Annotated in this window: 13 protein-coding genes and 3 tRNA genes; 7 read left to right on the forward strand and 9 right to left on the reverse strand. The window is 23.5% G+C overall.

The genetic code is table 11. From position 1 onward, the window contains the following. Positions 1-84: 84 nt before the first annotated feature. Entirely contained in the window at positions 85-1395 is a 1311-nt protein-coding gene (locus OC683_RS00055) for a trigger factor (protein WP_304514542.1), read from the reverse strand. A gap of 596 nt (positions 1396-1991) precedes the next feature. Here OC683_RS00055 and OC683_RS00060 point away from each other — a divergent pair. Next, positions 1992-2309: a thioredoxin family protein gene (locus OC683_RS00060; protein WP_304514543.1), complete on the forward strand. Its 318-nt coding sequence runs from the start codon at positions 1992-1994 to the stop codon at positions 2307-2309. A gap of 62 nt (positions 2310-2371) precedes the next feature. Then, positions 2372-3214 carry a tRNA pseudouridine(55) synthase TruB gene (gene truB / locus OC683_RS00065; RefSeq protein ID WP_304514560.1) on the forward strand — a complete coding sequence of 281 codons (843 nt, stop codon included), beginning with the start codon at positions 2372-2374 and terminating at the stop codon, positions 3212-3214. A 1901-nt stretch (positions 3215-5115) separates the two neighbouring features. Here truB and tsaD read toward each other — a convergent pair. From tsaD to OC683_RS00090, 5 genes are all read right to left on the reverse strand, one after another. Further along, entirely contained in the window at positions 5116-6120 is a 1005-nt protein-coding gene (gene tsaD / locus OC683_RS00070) for a tRNA (adenosine(37)-N6)-threonylcarbamoyltransferase complex transferase subunit TsaD (protein ID WP_304514544.1), read from the reverse strand. 759 nt (positions 6121-6879) lie between these two features. Then, complete coding sequence (tsaB, locus tag OC683_RS00075) at positions 6880-7485, reverse strand: tRNA (adenosine(37)-N6)-threonylcarbamoyltransferase complex dimerization subunit type 1 TsaB (protein WP_304514545.1); 606 nt, start codon at positions 7483-7485, stop codon at positions 6880-6882. A gap of 15 nt (positions 7486-7500) precedes the next feature. Beyond that, positions 7501-7965, reverse strand: coding sequence for a tRNA (adenosine(37)-N6)-threonylcarbamoyltransferase complex ATPase subunit type 1 TsaE (tsaE, locus tag OC683_RS00080; RefSeq protein ID WP_304514546.1), 465 nt, complete (start codon positions 7963-7965; stop codon positions 7501-7503). 255 nt (positions 7966-8220) lie between these two features. Beyond that, positions 8221-10740: a DNA gyrase subunit A gene (gene gyrA / locus OC683_RS00085; RefSeq protein WP_304514547.1), complete on the reverse strand. Its 2520-nt coding sequence runs from the start codon at positions 10738-10740 to the stop codon at positions 8221-8223. An 87-nt stretch (positions 10741-10827) separates the two neighbouring features. After that, positions 10828-12774 (reverse strand): DNA topoisomerase subunit B, encoded by a 1947-nt coding sequence (locus OC683_RS00090; protein WP_304514561.1) that lies wholly within the window; start codon positions 12772-12774, stop codon positions 10828-10830. Positions 12775-13310: 536 nt separating this feature from the next. On the opposite strand from OC683_RS00090, the gene OC683_RS00095 reads away from it, so the two are divergent. The 5 genes from OC683_RS00095 (at position 13311) to OC683_RS00115 (ending at position 16344) form a co-directional block, all read left to right on the forward strand. Continuing rightward, on the forward strand, positions 13311-13841 hold the full coding sequence (locus tag OC683_RS00095) for a hypothetical protein (protein WP_304514548.1): 531 nt from the start codon (positions 13311-13313) through the stop codon (positions 13839-13841). Positions 13842-14083: 242 nt separating this feature from the next. After that, positions 14084-14923, forward strand: coding sequence for a hypothetical protein (locus OC683_RS00100; RefSeq protein ID WP_304514550.1), 840 nt, complete (start codon positions 14084-14086; stop codon positions 14921-14923). A gap of 157 nt (positions 14924-15080) precedes the next feature. Beyond that, positions 15081-15156, forward strand: a tRNA-His gene (locus OC683_RS00105). 63 nt (positions 15157-15219) lie between these two features. Beyond that, a tRNA-Gln gene (locus OC683_RS00110) sits at positions 15220-15294 on the forward strand. A 975-nt stretch (positions 15295-16269) separates the two neighbouring features. Beyond that, positions 16270-16344, forward strand: a tRNA-Trp gene (locus OC683_RS00115). A gap of 156 nt (positions 16345-16500) precedes the next feature. On the opposite strand, the gene nrdF is transcribed toward OC683_RS00115, so the two are convergent. From nrdF to pgsA, 3 genes are all read right to left on the reverse strand, one after another. After that, on the reverse strand, positions 16501-17529 hold the full coding sequence (gene nrdF, locus OC683_RS00120; RefSeq protein WP_304514551.1) for a class 1b ribonucleoside-diphosphate reductase subunit beta: 1029 nt from the start codon (positions 17527-17529) through the stop codon (positions 16501-16503). Positions 17530-17656: 127 nt separating this feature from the next. Then, complete coding sequence (recA, locus tag OC683_RS00125; protein ID WP_304514552.1) at positions 17657-18670, reverse strand: recombinase RecA; 1014 nt, start codon at positions 18668-18670, stop codon at positions 17657-17659. A 71-nt stretch (positions 18671-18741) separates the two neighbouring features. After that, the gene (gene pgsA, locus OC683_RS00130; RefSeq protein WP_304514553.1) at positions 18742-19380 is read right to left on the reverse strand and encodes a CDP-diacylglycerol--glycerol-3-phosphate 3-phosphatidyltransferase; all 639 of its coding nucleotides are present in this window, start codon (positions 19378-19380) and stop codon (positions 18742-18744) included. Between the last annotated feature and the right edge of the window lie 527 nt (positions 19381-19907).

Consider the following 19907-nt stretch of genomic DNA (forward strand, 5'->3'; position numbering starts at 1 on the left):
ATAAAATTAAACTTATTAATAATATAAAAATTAGCTAATATTTAATTTCTAATTTTTATAAAATAATTGAAATATTAAAAATAATTAAGAATTTTTATTAAAAGAGGAATTATTCCATAAAAAATCTATAACTTTATTATGTAATAAAGTTGTTTTAATATAGTTAAAGTCATATTTTTTTTGAAAATCTTCCAAATTATTAAAATTCGAACTATGAAATAAATTTTGATAAAAATTTTTAATTTCATCATCTAAAATACGAATATTCTCTTTAATAGCAATTTCTTCTAACAAAAAGGCTATCTTTATTTTTTTCACATTCTCTTCAATCATTTGTTTTTTAAAATCTGATTCTGACAAATTATTTTTTTGAAAATATTCGATTAAATTAGGATCTTTGTTTTTTAATTGTTGTTGAATTTTATTTTCTGTTATTGAAATATGATTTTGTAATAAATGTTGAGGTATATCAATACTTGAATTTTTTAACAAATATTCCACAATTTGTTGTATTTCTTGTTTTTTTAAAACTTCTTTTTTATTAAATTGCAATTGTTTTCGGAAATAATCGATTAAATTTTCAATTTTAGGAAAATTTTCAGATAAATGCAATTGATTAATTATATCCGCGTTCAAATCAATATCCGATATAACATTAATTTTATTTAAAAATAATTTTATTTTAACATTATTACCAGATAATTTTGAATTTGAAAATGTATTAGGAAATTTAATTTTTAAATTACGATATTCTTTTTCTTTCATTCCTAATATGCGAGAAGATAAATGTTCAATAATATAATTAAAATTGCCATTATTAAAATCAAAACAGATATTATTTTCTGTCAAAATAACTACATTTTTATGTCGTATTTCTAAATTAAAAAAGTATTGACAATATTTATTTTTTAATATAAAACCTTGTTCTCTAAATGCTATATTTAACCATTGTCGGATAGATTTATTGATTTCCTCTTCTGTTACTAAAACATCTTGATTTTTTTTGTTAATAGGGATGTTAATATTTTTATAATCACACAAATCAATTTTTGGCTTTAATGCAAATTTAATTATTAAAGAAAAATTATGATTTCGTTCTATTTTATTTAAATCAAAATCAACAATCTCGGGTTTTCCCATAATTTTATTTTCATCTTTTGTCAAAATTTCATTAATTTTTGATTCAACTAAAAATGTAATAGCTTTTTGATATAAAAATCTTTCGCCAAAATGTTTTTCAAATAATAATCTATTCACAAAACCTTTGCGAAAACCCTTAATTTTAATATCGTTTTTAATATTATCAAAAGATTTTTGTAAAAAAAATTCAAATTCTTGAGGATTAATATCAAAATTATATTTCACAAAATCATTTTTTATATATTCAATTTTCATTATTTTATCACCTAGTAAATCACTTTTTTAAAAAATTCATAGTAATATAAAGAAAAATTTTTTTAATCTTATTCATATAACAATAAATAATCAAAATTAAAATTGTAAATGTATTTTTTTAATATAATAAAAAAATTTATATAATTACAAATATAAATAGTATTTTTAAAAACCTTTTTATCTAATAATTATAATTAAAATATAAAAAGATTCAATAATTTAAAAAACATTTTTACATATTATTATTTTAATAATAAAGATTAATACATACTAAATTTTATCAAAAAAAATAATAATTCCTATTTTTTTTGATTCAATTACTTTTTGGTATTAAAAAATTTTGAAAAAAAATTAAATAACTTAAAAATAATTATTAATACACAATAATTTAAATTAATATTCAATTTATATAGCAATAATAAAATTTTTAATTTCTTTAAATCATTATAATATATAAGCGTAAATTAATTTTAATTTTTAAACATTAATTTACATAAATCTAGAGAAAAAATGAAATTCTCAAAAATAATTTTCACTAAATATATAAGTATGTTATATATTTATTAAAATTTAAGAAAGGATTCGAATAATAAATAATGCAAAATTCTATAGAAAATTTAGAGAAATTAATTGTTAAAAATAAAAATAAATTATTGTTAATTGATTTTTTTCTAACACATTGTCCTCCTTGTCAAAAATTAATGCCTCATCTGGAACAAATTAAAAAAGAAAACCCCAATATTGAAATTATCAAAATTAATGGGCACGAAAACTTTGCTTTAGCTAAAAAATATAATATTACAAGTTATCCTAGTTTACTATTATATAAAAATACTAAATTAATTAAAAAAAATGTAGGTTATTTATCTTTATCAGAATTATTCGCTTTTATAACAGATGATATAGAAGATTAAATAATATTTTTGAATTTTTAATATTGAATAAAAATAGGAAACAAAATATGATTTGTAGCAAAATGGAGGGATTTTTTTTAATAAATAAAACTTCTGGTATTTCATCACATGATGTTGTTAAATTTATCAAAAAAAAATTAAATTTAGAAAAAGCAGGACATACAGGAACTTTAGATCCTTTAGCAGAAGGTTTGTTAATTGTAATAATTAATAAAGCAACAAAATTAGCATTTTTATTTAACGATTTAGATAAACAATATCAAGGAACTGCCATTTTTAATAAAAATTATGATACCTTAGATGTTAATGGAAAATTAATGGACACTAAAAACATAATTTTATCTGAATCTATGATAAAAAAAAATTTTGATTTTTTTAATAACAAACAATATTGGCAAACTCCTCCGATTTTCTCTGCTGTCAAGATTAAAGGTAAAAAAATGTATAATTTAGCTAGAAAACAAAAATATCTAGAAATTCCTCCGCGACAAGTAACCATTTCAAATTTGAAATTAATTTCATATGATAATAAAGAACAAGAAGCTAAATTTCAAGTAGATGTATCTAAAGGAACTTATATAAGAAGTTTAATCAGAGATATTGGAAAAAATATGAATACTTACGGAGCATTAAAACAATTAAAAAGAACTAAAATTGGTTTATATGAACTAAAAAATGCTACTTTAATGAATCAAATTTCTTTATCTAATTTAATAGATATTAAAATTTTATTTCAAAATTGTAAAAAAATAATTTTAAACGATTATATGATTAAATTAATTCAAAATGGTATTTATTTAGATCAAAGACACATTATAACCCAAGAACCTTTTATAGTAATGAATAATAATAATAAATGGATTGCATATTATCAACCTATTCGGTTGGGCGCCAAAGAGGCCTAAATATCAAGTGAAATAACCATTCACCAGGAAGATAAATCCTGAAAGGATAAGAATGGTTTCTGAAAGGAAACAATCAGGAATTATAGCAGTTCTTAAAAGCGGGTTGCGATGAAGTAGTTAGTTAAAATGACGCCGCTACCGAATGGTTCTAAGGATAAACCTGAAATGGTCTAAGAAAAATAAGAAGATGAAATTGTATAACCTATCTCGTAAACTACTATCAGAGTAGTCCAGAAACTATCAATATATAACCGATTATTGGATATTTTATCAACAAAAAAATCTGGAATCTCACCGTTAATCTAATGGTCATTTCACCTAAGGAACCAAGGTTGATATTTAGAGTAACTTGGAGAATCCTAAAGGCAGAGTTATTAAATTAACCGATAATGAAATAAAAGTCATTAGGCCCAAGGATAAAGCGACTTTTTAGTAGTCGGAGGAGTAAAACTTAATTTGGAATCATTAAGTCAATCGTCCTCTCAGGAAGAAGGTTAATGACCTTTATAGGGCGAAAGAAGTCAGTAATTTATTGTTTATTCCCAAGAATTATTATGTTTATGCGGGCGCCAAAGAGGCCTAAATTTCGTGCTATCTAACCAATATCCAGGATATAAACTCTGAAAGGAGATGGTCGGTCTAACAAATGAAAGAATGCGAGATTACAGCAGACCATAAAAGTGGGTTGCGACGAAAGCAAATTATTCAAAAAGACTTCGCCACCGAATAATTCTAGGGAGAAGCCTGCAATGGCCTAAGAATAATTTAGCGTAACTTGGAGAATCCTAAAACGAAGTAATTAAATTTACTAATCCGGAAATAAAAGCCCGGAGGGTCAAGGATAAAGCATCTTTTTGGTAGTCGTAAGGATAAACCTAAATTTGAAATAATTTAGTTAATCGTCTTACTCAAAAGAGAGTTAATGACTCTTATAGGGCGAAAGAAGATAGTAATTTATTATTTATTCAATGGCAAGTTGATAACGATTTCACCAGCAACTAAACTTTTGCGAACAAAATTGTTCTTCCAATAGTTACTCTTTAAAAAGAGAATTCCAGCAGGGAATGAATAACTTTTATAACATGTTGAAAAATCACCGTTAACAAAAGGGGGCAGGTACTACTGGAATTGACAACAAAACCATCGATGGGATTAATCTTGGAAAATTAGAAAGATACCATCAGGAATATGTCAATAATGGTTATCATCCAAAACCAGTTCAAAGAATCCGCATTCTTAATAGATAATAAAAAAACCAGACCTCTGGGTCTACCCACCATCAAAAATCTGCTGATACAAAAAGGTCTGGAAAAATTCTTAACTCCTTATTTTGAGAAAATCTTTTCAGCATGAAGCTTGGGATTTAGAACCAAAAAATCTGGTCATGACGCCATCCAACGTGTCCAACCAAGATTAAAGGAATTAATTACCTTGTCAAAATCAACCTAACAGGCTACTTTGAGACAATCGACCTCAGTTTATCAAAAAGAATAAAACCCTCTTAACCATTCACAAATGGCTAAAGTCTGGTTTCATGAAGGATGGCATCAAATACGAATCTTTATCAGGTTCTCCGCAAAAAGGGATTATTTCCTCTTTGTTGGCAAATGTTATTTACATTACATCGACCTGATCAAATATAATAAAACATGATAATAAAATAAACAACTAACAAGTGGTGACATAAAGTTAGTCTTCGCAAGAAGATAAATTATGGCAAGCCGGATGCTGGGAAACTTGCTTGTCCGGTTTAGAGGGGGGCTGTTTGTAATAGATATCAGAAAGATAAAATCAATCTTGAAATCGAAACGCAAATAATCTATCCCTATATACCAATATGTACCAAAATATTTTTTTTAATATTATTTAATAAAAAAATTGAACTAATGATTTTAAAATTTTTAAAAAAAAGAAGTTAAATTTGCTAATCCTGTTAAATCATAATTATATAATTTTGTAGGTTTTTGAAATTTATATTGATAATAAGCCGCAATACCAATCATGGCAGCTTGATCTGTGCAAAAATTTAAGCTTGGAATTAATAATCTTAAATTAGGAAACTCTCGCAAAAATTGTTTTTTTAAACTTGAATTAGAAGCAACACCTCCTACTAAAATTAAATTTTTAGTAGGAAATTTTTTTAAAGCTCTTTTTATTTTAATTAATAAAACTTCAATAACTATTTTTTGAAAAGAAGCACATATATCAAAAACTAATTTATTTGACATATTATGACGATTTTTATTAATTAAATTAATAATTTGACTTTTTAATCCTGAAAAACTAAAATCTAGATTATTGTTTTTAACATAAGGTAAATTAAAATTAAAAACAGCTTCACCCTGGAGAGCAAGTTTTTCTATAATAGGTCCTCCTGGATAATTTAAATTTAAATTTTTAGCAATTTTATCATAAACTTCGCCAACAGCATCATCTAAAGTAGTTCCTAATTTTTGTATATCAAAGTGATCATTTAAATAAAGTAATTCGGTATGACCTCCCGAAACAATCAAAGCTAAAGCGGGAAATTCTATTTCATTTTCTATTTGAACAGAATAAATATGACCTATTAAATGATTAATGCCTATCAAAGGCTTTTGATAAATATAAGACCAGGTATTAGCAGCATTAACTCCCAATAATAATGATCCTATTAATCCCGGACCATGAGTTACAGCAACTAAATCTATATCTTTTGGTTTAATTTTTGTCTTAATAAAAGCTTTTTTTAAAAAATATGTTATAACTTCTAAATGTTTACGTGAAGCTATTTCAGGAACTACACCGCCATACTTTTGGTGACATTTAATTTGTGAAAAAGTTTCATTTGCTAATACTTCTTTTCCATCCCGAGTAATAGCAACACTAGTCTCATCACAACTAGTTTCGATAGATAAAATAATCATAATTAATAACCTTTTATATTTCTTTATAAACTTTTATTTTATTAACAACAAATAACAAATAAATAATCTCATTGTATTTAAAAAAATACATATCTAAATTATTTTTTTAATTTACAATGAGAAATTTTATTGATTTGTATTGAAAAATATATTACTATATTTTGATTTTACTTAAAATTAATTTCATTTACAAAAAAGATCTCGGAGTATTTAATCAAATTAAAACTAAAAACATTATTCTAAAAATAAAAAAATTCAAAAAAGCACTATTTAAAAGATTTATATAATTAATATTTTGATTTAAAAACTATTAAATTCTTAATTATTAAATTTATATAGTTTTTTTAATAATTAAGTAGAGTAAATAATTTAGCATTTGCAATTTTATATTCAAAAATTACTCTCAAATAAAAAATACTCAAATTTTCTCCATATTTTATATTTCATATTCAGAAATAAAATATGAAATTTTTTTAAATTATATCGAATTTGATATAACCTTTTATCTTGCACAATTTTGATTTCAATATTTTATAGGGATAGATTATTTGCGTTTCGATTTCAAGATTGATTTTATCTTTCTGATATCTATTACAAACAGCCCCCCTCTAAACCGGACAAGCAAGTTTCCCAGCATCCGGCTTGCCATAATTTATCTTCTTGCGAAGACTAACTTTATGTCACCACTTGTTAGTTTTTTATTTTATTATCATGTTTTATTATATTTGATTAAATAAATAGTCAAATTATTTCTATCTTTTAAAACCAACTAGAACAACAATAATTCGGAGACAATTCATGAGGATTATCAACAATATCCAAATAATTCAATATTTTAAACAAAGAAATTTTATAATTTAAAGAACTTAATAAAATATGATTGGGATAATTAAAAAGAAAATCCGAAGAATATCTTGATTCTTGTAAAATAATTTTGTTATTTCGGAAACTAATAGCATAAAAATGATCTAAATTAATTTTAATTTTCGGAGTCAAACAATTTCGATCAAAACCACTAGATAACAACAATAAACTACTAATCTTAAATAAAGGAATTTTTAATTCTAAAGCTAATAATTTCGAGGTTAAAACCCCTATTTTAGTACCAGTATAAGAACCAGGACCACAACCTACTATAATTTTCTTTATGTTAAATAAGTGTATAGAATTAGTTTGTAAAATCTTATTAATTAAGGGTATCATACAAGATACAAAACTTTTAGGTTTAATATTAATACTTATATCTAGAATTTCTTGTTCGCGCGTCAAAATAACTATTTGCATATCTGTTGAAGTATCTATAATTAAAATATTTTCTTTAAAGAATAATGGATAATTATATATTTTTTTTTCTATTTTATTCATCATAATCTTTTTTTATTAATTTTCAACATTTTTTTGTTCTATTGTGATTAACCTACTATTATATTTTAAAAATTTAATTTCAATTTTGAAATCACATAATTTTTCGATTTCATTATTTAAATAAGTCGATTCTATTAAAAGAATATCTCCTATACTTAAATATTCGAAGACTTCTTCTAATAAAAAAAATAATTTACTATTATTTTCAAAACGAAAAAGATCCATATGAAACAATTTATTGTTATTAAAGTTATAAATTTTAAAAAAATTAAAACTCGGACTATTAATCCTTAAAATTCCTAATTTTTGAGCAAAACCTTTGACAAAAATAGTCTTACCTATTCCCATTGATCCTTGAATGAGTAAAATATTTTTTTTTCTTTTATATAAGTTCGTAAATATAATTTTTTGGGCTAAAAAAATACCAGCCATTTTAGTTTGTATCGATTTTAAACATATTTTATTATAAATAATTTTCATTTTTAATTCCATTTTGTAAATTACGGTAGTATATTATCCAAGTTAACTTTAAAATAAAATTTATATTGTGATTTTAAAAAATATTTCCTTATAAAAACATATAAAAAATTTTTTCAAAATCCGATTTCTATCTTTAAACTAAATAAAAATTTTTTTAACTCTGATTCTAATTTTGTAATATTATATTTTTTAAAAATTGTATTAACTTATTTAAAAAATAAAAAAATATTAATCTAATTAAGCGATTATAAATGTTTAACCTATTTGTTGAACATCTTCTTGTTTTTGCACTACTACTACATTAATTAATTTATCATCTTCTTTTAATTTAAATAACCTATTGCCTTGAGTATTTTTGGATTTAGTAGTCGAAACTTTATTAGCTTCAATACGAATAACTTGACCTAAATGAGAAATTAAAATTAATTCTTCATTTGGAAAAATAGTTTTTAAAGTTACTAATTTTCCTTTTTTATCAGTAATTTTTAAAGTTTTAACACCTTTTCCGCCTCGTTTTTGAGGTTTATAAAAACTTGCTTGAGTTTTTTTACCATAACCAAATTCTGTTACTACCAAAATATCTTGTTCCGGATGAGAAACAACAGCTGCACCTACAATTTGCTCATTTTTATCCATACGCATACCGATAACTCCAGTACCTCTACGATGGGTAGTTCGAATAAAATTTTCTTTTAAACGAATAGATTTACCACCAGAACTAGCTAAAATAATATCTTGATGACCAGAAGTTTTCAATACTGCTAAAACTTCATCATCTTCTTTTAAAGCGAAAGCTATTTTACCATTAGATCGGATATTAGCATATTCTTGAATAAGGTTTCTTTTAATAAATCCTTTTTTAGTCACTAATACCAAATAATCTTTATTATTAGTAAATTCTGTTACGCTTGTTAAAGTAGTTAAAAATTCGCCTTTAGCCATAGGAATTAAATTAACCAAAGGGATACCTTTAGCATGACGAGAATAAGACGCTATTTCATAACCTTTAATCTGATATACTTTACCTTTATTAGTAAAAAACAATTGATAATCATGTGTGGAAGTTATAGCAAAATGCTCTACAAAATCATTTTGATTCATAGTAATCCCTATAACACCCTTACCACCTTTATTTTGTTTTTTATAAGTATTCAAACTTAAACGTTTAATATATCCTTTATGAGTAATAGTAATTAAAATCTTTTCTTTTTCGATTAATGATGCTTCATCTATATCTAAATTATTATTTTCTGTATTAATAACAGTTCTACGCGGATCTTGAAAAATTTTTTGTAAATTTAATAAATCTTGTTTTAAAATTTGTTCTTTTAAAGAAATAGAATTAATAATATTTTCGCATTCTGTAATTTTTAATGATAATTCTGTATTTTCTTGTTTAATTTTCTCTATTTCTAAATTAGTAATTCTTTGTAAACTCATTTCTAAAATAACTTTACTTTGCGGTTCATCCAATTGATATTTTTCCATTAATTGAATTTGTGCTGATTTGGCATTAGATGAAGCTTTAATCAATTCAACTACTTGATCAATATCATTTAAAGCAATAATTAAAGCTTTTACTAAATGTTGTTTTTTAAGAGCTTTAGATAATTCAAATTGTTTTTGACGTTGAATAACATTAATACGAAAATCAAAAAACTCTTTTAACATTTGTTTTAAATTAACTATTTTAGGAACCCCTTTTACCAAAGCAATCATATTAAAATTAAAGGAAACTTGTACTTGAGAATTTTTATATAAATTATTCAGAACTACATGAGGATTAATATCTCTTTTCAAATCAATAACAAGTTTAATACCTTTACGATTAGATTCATCCCTTAAATCTGTAATTCCATCTATAATTTTTTCTTTAGCCAATACAACAATAGATTCAATTAAACTACTTTTTTTAATTTGAAAAGGTATTTCAGTAATAATAATAGAATTTTTATTTTTATCATTTTGAATTATTTGCGCTTTAGATCTAATAAAAATACGTCCTTTACCAGTATCATAAATATGTTTTAAATTATCAGCACCTAAAATTTCACCTCCTGTAGGGAAATCTGGTCCTTTTATATATTTCATTAATTCCTTTACTTCTATATCCTTGTTATTAATAAAAGCAATTAAAGCATTAACAACTTCTTTAAAATTATGAGGTGGTATATTGGTAGCCATGCCTACAGCAATACCAGTAGAACCATTCACTAAAAGATTAGGAAATAAAGTTGGTAAAACAGTAGGTTCTTTTTCGTTACCATCATAAGTATCAATAAAATCCACAGTTTCTTGTTCGATATTACGAATTAATTCTAGAGCTATCTTAGACATTCTAGCTTCTGTGTAACGCATAGCTGCTGCTGAATCTCCATCAATAGAACCAAAATTACCATGACCTTTAATTAAAGGATAACGATAATTAAAATCCTGCGCCATACGAACCATAGCTTCATAAATACTATTATCTCCATGAGGATGACATCGACCCATAACGGCTCCCACTACAGCAGCAGATTTTTTAAAACGTTCTTGATTAGCTAATCCTAAATCGTTCATTATATACAAAATTCTTCTTTGTACCGGTTTCATACCATCTCTAATATCAGGAAGAGCTCTTCTAACGATAACACTCATAGCATAACTTAAAAAAGATTTTTTCACTTCTTCATTTATATCTACTATTTCAACACGATTAAGATTAATTTTAGAATCTAAGGGATTATATTCTTCATTTAAATGATCATTTTTTTTTATTTTTTTTAATATCATATTTTACGCCTTTTTTATTAATAATGGATTTGTTTTTTTATTTATTATTTTAAATCACCAGTAAATCTAATAATTACAAATATTAAATTAAATATCTATATCAGCATAAGTAGCATTTTCTTGAATAAAAATTTTCCTATTGCTAACCTCTTCGCCCATTAACATAGTAAAAATTCTATCAGCTTCTACCGCATCTTCTAATTTAACCTGTAATAACGTTCTAGTTGCGGGATCCATAGTAGTTTCCCAAAGTTGTTCTGCATTCATCTCACCTAATCCTTTATATCTTTGGACAACAATTCTTTGAGAATCATTTTTGCGATTTATAAAATTTTTTAATTCTTGTTCTGTATAAAAGTAAAAGATTTTTTTATTATTTTGTACCTTATATAAAGGGGGTTGAGCAAAATAAATATAATTATTTTCAATCAAAGGTCTGAATTGTCTAAACAAGAAAGTTAATAATAAAGTTCTTATATGAGCGCCATCAACATCAGCATCTGTCATAATAATAATTTTATGATAACGTGCTTTAGAAATATTAAATTCCTTGTCAAAACCTGTACCAAAAGATTGAATTAAAGAGAGAATTTCATTATTAACTAAAATTTTATTTAATCGAGCTTTTTCGACATTAATAATTTTACCTCTTAAAGGCAAAATTGCTTGAAAAGCAGAATCTCTGCCTTGTTTAGCAGAACCACCTGCAGAATCACCTTCAACAATATATAATTCTGCCAAAGCAGGATTTTTAGTGCGACAATCAGCTAATTTTGAAGCAAAACTTAAATTATCTAAAGGAGATTTTTTTCTAGTAATTTCACGAGCTTTTTTAGCTGCTACTCTGGCTTTAGCTGCTAATAAACATTTATCAATAATTTTTCTAGCTTCTTGTGGGTTCTCTAATAAATAATTTTCCAAAGCCAGACCAAAATTTTTAGAAACAAATTGTCTTATATCATAATTACCTAATCTAGATTTGGTTTGACCTTCAAATAAAGGATCATAATGTTTTAAAGCAATAATAGCTGTAATTCCTTCTAAAGTATCTTCGCCAATAAAACTAAAATCTTTTTTTAATAAATTTTTATCTTTAGCATATTTAGATAAAACTCTATTTAAAGCCATTTTAAAACCTTCCTCATGAGTTCCACCTTCATGCGTAGGTATATTATTTACAAAAGAATAAATATTAGAAATATAATTTTCATTATATTGAAAAGCAATTTCTAAAAAAATATTATTTTCCGAACTTTCTTGATAAAAAGGTTGATTTAAAACTTTTTTATTTTCATTTAAATATTGAAGATATTCTTGAATACCGCCTCTTGAATAAAAATTAATAATTTGAGAAGGTTGAAAGCGCAAATCTTCTAGAATTAATTTAACATTTTTATTTAAAAAAGATAATTGTTGTATTCTTTTTTTTAAAACATCTAAACTATAAGAAGTATCTTTAAGATCTTGAAAAATAGTTTCATCAGGTAAAAATGTAATAGTAGTTCCTCTTTTATTAGTATCTCCCATAATTTGTAAAGATGAAGTAGGGACACCTTTTTCATACTTTTGATAATATATTTTACCATTCAAAAAAATTTCAACAATAAACCAATTAGATAAAGCATTCACTACAGAAGCACCTACGCCATGTTGACCACCCGAATAACTGTAATTTTTAGAATTTGGAGTATTTTTAAATTTTCCGCCAGCATGTAAAGTAGTTAAAATAGTTTCTACGGCTGATTTGTTAGTTTTAGGATGAATGTCGACAGGAATACCTCTGCCATTATCAGAAACACTAACTACATTATTCGGAAAAATTTTTAAAATAATTTCTGTAGCATATCCTGCTAAAGCTTCATCTATAGAATTATCTATAATTTCCCAAATTAAATGATATGCTCCTTTCATAGTAACGGAATCAATATACATCCCTGGCTTTTTACGCACAGCTTCTAAACCTTCTAAAATTTCAATACTAGAAGCGCTATATTCATTTATATTTTCTTTATTTTTTTTATCATTTTTGCTCATTTTATGAAATTTAATTTTCTCCCTATTTATATTCATTTAATCCAATTAAAAAATATATTTAAAATTTATAGTTTGTATTTTTTGATCTCATACAAAATAATTTAAAATTTTTTTAATACTAAATTATTTTATTAATATTAATTTCCAAATTTTTAAATTAAAAAATGTGTTAATAATTATAACACATAACAATTAAAACTTATTAAAGCAGATATTTTTAGAAAATATAAAAAATATTTCCGATATAATCTTTTTTTAAAAAATTTAACATTTTACATTTACTTATTTTTCATACTTAAAATATAAAAACTAATCATTAATTATAATTATTTTTAAACCTAAAGACTCAAATTAATATTAAATAATATGAATTAAATTTAATTTAAAGAACTTAATTTATATTTTGTATCAAAATATCCTAAAATATTGAAACATTAATCGAAAAATGTTAAAATATTGATATAAAATTTATGATTTTTTAAATAAAAAAACATATAATTTTTGCATTTTATTTAAACAATTGAGGGAGAGAAAAAATGCTTAAAAAAATCCAATTAAAATTCATTATATTTTTGTTGTTAAATCTTGTAGTAGTTAATTTTTTCGGTTTATTTATAAATAAACAAGGTAATTTATCTAATTCTAAATTAAGTAATGTAAAAGCTCTTTTTAATATTGATATTAATTGGAATTTTTTTTCTAAACCAAAAACAATAACAAAATATCCGAAATTAATAACAGAACAAAGTTTACAAAAAAAAATAACTGAATACGAACAACATATTCAAAATCTAACTCAAACAATAAATGATACTTGTAATCAAACTAATTTATTTCTAGTCCAAATCAAATTAAAAGAAATACAAAAACAGATGAATGATTTAAATAATCCAAAAGAAAAATTTTCATTAACAACCAGTAATTATTCGAGTATTCTAGATAAGATAAATATAGATTTAGAAAATCTTAAGAACAGAATAAGTCGAATACAATTACAAGAAAATTCAAATCATCCAAACTCTGATTCTTCCGAAAAAGAATTTTTTATAAATACACAAAATAGATAATAAATAACCCTATTATCAAAAACCATTAACTAAATGTCTGATTATTATCAAAAAAACAGCATCTTATATTCATACAAAATAATTTTAATTAAACATATTTTTTTACTACTCAACGTTACCAAATTAATAAAATTTCAATAAATTGCTTCATTATTTTCGAAATTAACGCAATTAAATGATAAAAATAAATTCGAGATAACATTGTTAAAAACAATGATTATACAGAAGGTTGTGTCAATAATTTGATAATAAATATGATGATAAATATTAAAGAATGGTTAAATCGCTTTCCTTTTGAAAATTATTGGTGGATATATTTTTTAAGCATTTTTATGTTTTCAGAAATTATTAAAATAGTACTTAAAAAAATTTTAACTTTTCTATATCGTATTTTATTGTTAAATTTCAATTTTATTTTTAATATTCAAGAATATAAAAATAAAGATAATCAAAACTCTGAATTAAATTCAAAAACAGAAATTCCTCAATTTTCTATACAACATCCATTACCAAATGAATTATATCAAGATAAAAATTTAACCTTAATAGAATTAAAAATGCTAGAAATTAATCGAAAAGAAAACGAAAACAAAAATAAAGAACAAGCTTTTCGTCTTGAATTAAATCAATATAAAATGGAAACAAAAATAGAATTACAACAACAAAAAAACTATTTCGAACAAGAAATGCTTAAACAACAGATAAAAAATTTGGAAACAGAATTATTAAAAATTAATACAAAATCAAAAACTTATCATGAAAATTCATCAATACAAAAAGATTTAAAAAATAATAATTCAGAAAATAATAAAAATTTATCTCCAGATATATTAAAAAATATAGACTTAAAATTTATTGACGAGGCGCTTAAAAAACAAATACCCGAAAGCTTAAAAAAAATTTTTGACCAAATGGAAAATTTTTCTGAAATACAATTATTTATGTTAAATAATATGCCTATAGAAAATCGTAATAATTTTGCCAATGTATCTCATTCTTATTACGACTCGAAAAATAAAGCTTTATATATAGATCCCAAAGATTTAATATTTGTTAAATCATTATTAATAGAAAAACAATAGAAAAAGAAAACAGTTTAAAAAAATAAAACAATAATTTTAAAGTTATTTTGATTTATTTATTTCAATAAACATTAAATATATTTTTTTATTTATAATTCATGTATAATATGTAATGTTATTAACTTTTTTAATAATGAAAATTTTAATAATTTTTGTGGCGGTTGTGGCGAAATGGTTAACGCATCGGCTTGTGGCGCCGACATTCGTGGGTTCGATCCCCATCATCCGCCCCAAATTTAATTAAATTCTAAGTTAATCCAAAAATTAATCAAAATAATTTTGATTTTTTACATAGAAGGCCCATAGCCAAGTGGTAAGGCAACGGACTTTGACTCCGTCATTCGTTGGTTCAAATCCAGCTGGGCCTGCCATAATTTTTACTTTAATAATTAAGTTTATTAAAAAAATTTTTTTTATAAAAATAAATTACGATGTTGCGGGTGTGGCGAAATTGGTAAACGCACTAGACTTAGGAGGGCGCTAGTTCGAGCATAAATTAAAGAGGTTTTTTAGGCCCCTCACTTTTAATGGTAATAAAAGTACTTCGATGAATTAACCTGAATTCGAAAGAATAAAAGGGAAAATAGCATATTCATAAATGTTTAGTATATAAAAAGTAAAATCGTTAATTTTAATATTTATTAAAAAATATACACTAAACATAAGAAGAAGATAAAATAAGGTTGAATATTTAAGTGAAGAGCAAAGAATGGTGGTTTAGTTCTAAAGCTTTAGGAAGGTTAAACGATATATTCCAAAATACCTAAATAGATAATTAGATAATTACTCTCAAGATCCTAAAGTAATTATCATTACCAATAAAGAATAAAATATTTATTCAATTATCTACATCAAGGTAAATTTAATAATTTTACCTATTATAAGACTCCAACCGCTATTTATCATTAGCCTATAATTTATAGCTACCTAGGAAAACCTAAAATTATTTTTTTATTTTTTATAAAATAATTAAGGTTGCAGAGCTGACATAGTAGTCGGAGGTTTTTTTGGTCCTCTCAGGGAGAATAGGAAAACTATTTACAAGGCGAAGGGAAGCAGAAAGATTAAAAAATAATAAATATTTTTTTATCACTTTTTAAATGATAATTTTTATTTTGTTATGAAACAATTTATAAATGCGCAATATAAATTAAATAAAAAAAATATGTTTTTAATCTAAACAAATAAAAAAATTTATTATGTTGAATTCGGAAAGCCGGATGCATGGAAACATGCCTGTCCGGTTTGGATGGGGGCTAACCAAATATAATAAAGGTTTTCTATCCATATTCTAGCGCTTAAGCTTGCAGGTTCGAGTCCTGTCACCCGTACCAAATATTTTATTTAGGGATATGATGTTAATGGTAGCATAATGGTCTCCAAAACCATGAGTTCGGGTTCGAATCCTGATATCCCTGCCAAATTAAATAGCAAAATATTGAAAAAATAATCTAATTTAAATAAAAAAAGAAGGTGTATATATCCTTCTTTTTTTTTATTTAAATTAACAGTTATTTGGGAATTTTCAAATTTATGAAAAATTAAAAATTATAATCTTATGAGATAATTGGCAAAAATCAAAAAATAAAATCTTCATCTTTTAAACTTTCACTTTTCATTTTTTGATAACCATTACCTTTCATAGAAAAATAATCCATTGTTTTAGTTTCTGTATTCAATCCGTTTAAAATAACAGGATTAATGTCTTCGTAAGGAAAAATTTGTTCTAAACCTAAATTTAATAAAGCTTTATTAGCGTTATAACGAACAAATTTATTAACATCATCTACTAAAGTTTTTTTTTGATAAAGTTCGGAAGTTAACAATGTTTGTTCTTGATATAATTGGAATAAAAACTTTTCTAACCAATTATATAAACTTTTTTTTTGATCTACATTAAAAGTAGAATATAAATGTTTAGCTAATCTTCCGGTATAAACTCCATGAACACTTTCATCACGAATAATCAAATTAATGATCTCTCCGGCTTGCATTAATTTACCTTGACCATAAAAATATAAAGGATAATAAAAACCACTATAAAACAACCAAGTTTCCAAAAATACTGAAGCTACCAGAGCTTTCCATTTTATTTCGCAAAATTCATAACTATTTAAATAAACATAATTATTTTTATTAATAACTATTTTTTGATCTAACATTTCATAAACATTAATAATTAAATTTAAAATATTCTGTAAATTTTTTTGTTTCATACCCCAAGAAAATAAATCATCAATTTCATTTTTATTCAAAAAAGTCATAAAAATATTAGAATAACTTTTAGCATGAACAGCATTTTCCATAGCTCCCATAAAACTAAGAGTAGCTTTTTTTTGATGCTCTTCGGGTAAACAAGATCTAACCAAAACAGGCATGCCTATATCTCCTTGATAAGTATCTAAAAAAGTTAAAACTAACAAATTACGAGAATAAGTTTTTTGTTCTTCTTGAGATAAAGTATTCCAAATATGCAAATCACTTTGTAAACTAATATCTTCTGGACGCCAAAATTGACTTAAATTTTGTTCATAAAAATAATGTGTAAATTCATCATCTAAATTATTCCAATTAGCACCTTGATAAATTATTTTTTTTAAATTCATATATTTAAATTCATTCCTATCTTTTTTAAAATTATTAAAATTTAAAAAAATTTTAAAAAACTAATTAATTTTATAATTGTATAATTCAAATTTAAAAATTCTTCATAAATATTTTTAATAAAAAACTTTATTTTCCTTTACTAACATTTAAATTATAATATTGACGAATAGTTAATTCTAATTTATTTGCAAGATCTGAATTTTTCATTAAAAATTCTCGAGCCTTTTCTCTACCTTGGCCAATTTGTTGTTCATTATAGCTATACCACATACCATTTTTTTTAATTAAATTTAAACTTACTGCTAAATCTAAAATTTCACTAATTTTAGAAATACCTTTGCCATATAAAATATCAAAACTAACAGTTTTATAAGGAGGACAAACTTTAGATTTAACAATACGAACATTAGTTTTTACTCCAATAACTTGATCATTATCTTTAATTAATTCTGAGGTTTTTCGAACATCTAACCTAACAGATGTAAAAAATTTTAAGCCTTTTCCTCCAGGAGTAACTTCATTGTTGCCAAAAGTAATTCCTACTTTTTCTCTTAACTGATTAATATAAAGCAAAATAGAATTTGATTTAGAAACAATATAACTTTGTTTTCTTAAAGCTTGATTCATCATTCGAGCATGTATACCTACATAAGAATCGCCGACCTCACCATTTATTTCTGCTAAAGGAGCTAAAGCAGCTACAGAATCTATTACTATCAAATCAACAACATTATTTTGCATTAAAAAATTGGCAATATTTAAAGCATTTTCTCCGGAATCAGGTTGAGATATTAACATTTTATCTACATCCACTCCTATATTTTTAGCATAATTAATATCTAAAGAATTCTCGGCATCTATAAAAGCAACAATACCTCCAGATTTTTGAGCTTCTGCTATCGCATGCAAAGCTAAAGTAGTTTTACCAGCACTTTCAGGTCCAAAAATTTCTACAATTCTACCCTTCGGCAAACCTCCAATAGACAAGGCTATATCCAATCCTAAAGAACCAGTCGAAATAGATTCTATAGGCTCTACTTTATTAGAATTCATCTGCATAATACTGCCTTTTCCGAAAATTTTTTCTATTTCGCTAATAGTTTGCGTTAAAGGAGGTTTTTTAAATATCTCTTTATTCATTTACTAAACACCTCTTATATAATTTTACTAAAATTAATCATAATTATAAAAAAAGATAAATTTTTAATAATTTAAAAATAAATTAACTTCAAATTTTTTAGGATATAATCTATACCAGAAATCACAATTATAAAAATATTCAATACTAAAATAAAATTAATAATAAAATACATTTTTAAATTATATTCCGGAAATAATTGAGAAAAAAAACGTTCTAATTGAGCAGATAAAAGCATTATAATAATTGAAATAAAATTCAAAAAAGTTTTTAATTTACCACCAAAAGAAGAACTAATAATATGTTTTTTTTCAAAAGCTAATAATCGAATACCCATCACGATAAAATCTCTTATAATAGTAACTATCAAAAAACTTACAACATAATTAACAATTTTATCATTATCTTGGTGCAATAAATGATTATTTTGACATAAAATCAGTAAATAAAACGAAGAAATAATAACTAATAATTTATCAGCTATAGGATCAAAAAATTTACCAAAAACAGTTGTTTGACAAAATTTCCTTGCAATAAATCCATCTAAATAATCAGTTATAGATGCTACTATAAAAATAATATTAAAATAATTTTTAAAAATTTCTATTTCATGTTTTAATAATTTTAAATATAAAAAAGGTAACATACAAAAAACTAAAAAAATACGAAATATCGTCAATAAATTAGCTGTTTTTTTAATTATATTTTTCATATTCTAATCATCTTTCCAAAAATACAAAATAAATAATTCCAAAATAAATATTTTTATTATCAATTATATTTTATATCTTTAAACTATTTATTCCCATTAATAATAAAATTTATTATATTTATCATAATATTTGGTATTTTTATATATTATAATTTTGTTTATTAATAAAAAGTCAATTTTTAAAAACATTTCATTTTCATTTTTTTATATATAATATAACGTAATGAGAAATTTAAAAAATAATTATTCTAAATATCAAAAAAATAATTTAAATATTAAAAATAAACTTATCATTAATAATAACTTTTATTTTAACAAATTAATCTTATACTTTTTCATCTTTTAATATAAAAAAATTGAACTTAATAAATATTATTAATAATTAAATTAATTAATAATTAAAATTTAAAAATAAATTTTAAAAAAATTTTATATAATTATATAATTTGATTTTATCCAAATATATTCAAACATAATCTTTTCGAATATATTTCGAAAAATTCTACTCCATCACATATTTTAATGAT

Source organism: Candidatus Phytoplasma crotalariae (assembly GCF_030586865.1).
Lineage (GTDB): Bacteria > Bacillota_I > Bacilli_A > Acholeplasmatales > Acholeplasmataceae > Phytoplasma > Phytoplasma citri.

What these genes read in the sequence shown, in the direction of transcription:
- OC683_RS00055 (WP_304514542.1), bottom strand. Translation starts at nt 1,395, where the DNA reads ATGAAAATTGAATATATAAAAAATGATTTTGTGAAATATAATTTTGAT.
- OC683_RS00060 (WP_304514543.1), top strand. Translation starts at nt 1,992, where the DNA reads ATGCAAAATTCTATAGAAAATTTAGAGAAATTAATTGTTAAAAATAAA.
- truB (WP_304514560.1), top strand. Translation starts at nt 2,372, where the DNA reads ATGGAGGGATTTTTTTTAATAAATAAAACTTCTGGTATTTCATCACAT.
- tsaD (WP_304514544.1), bottom strand. Translation starts at nt 6,120, where the DNA reads ATGATTATTTTATCTATCGAAACTAGTTGTGATGAGACTAGTGTTGCT.
- tsaB (WP_304514545.1), bottom strand. Translation starts at nt 7,485, where the DNA reads ATGAATAAAATAGAAAAAAAAATATATAATTATCCATTATTCTTTAAA.
- tsaE (WP_304514546.1), bottom strand. Translation starts at nt 7,965, where the DNA reads ATGAAAATTATTTATAATAAAATATGTTTAAAATCGATACAAACTAAA.
- gyrA (WP_304514547.1), bottom strand. Translation starts at nt 10,740, where the DNA reads ATGATATTAAAAAAAATAAAAAAAAATGATCATTTAAATGAAGAATAT.
- OC683_RS00090 (WP_304514561.1), bottom strand. Translation starts at nt 12,774, where the DNA reads ATGAGCAAAAATGATAAAAAAAATAAAGAAAATATAAATGAATATAGC.
- OC683_RS00095 (WP_304514548.1), top strand. Translation starts at nt 13,311, where the DNA reads ATGCTTAAAAAAATCCAATTAAAATTCATTATATTTTTGTTGTTAAAT.
- nrdF (WP_304514551.1), bottom strand. Translation starts at nt 17,529, where the DNA reads ATGAATTTAAAAAAAATAATTTATCAAGGTGCTAATTGGAATAATTTA.
- recA (WP_304514552.1), bottom strand. Translation starts at nt 18,670, where the DNA reads ATGAATAAAGAGATATTTAAAAAACCTCCTTTAACGCAAACTATTAGC.
- pgsA (WP_304514553.1), bottom strand. Translation starts at nt 19,380, where the DNA reads ATGAAAAATATAATTAAAAAAACAGCTAATTTATTGACGATATTTCGT.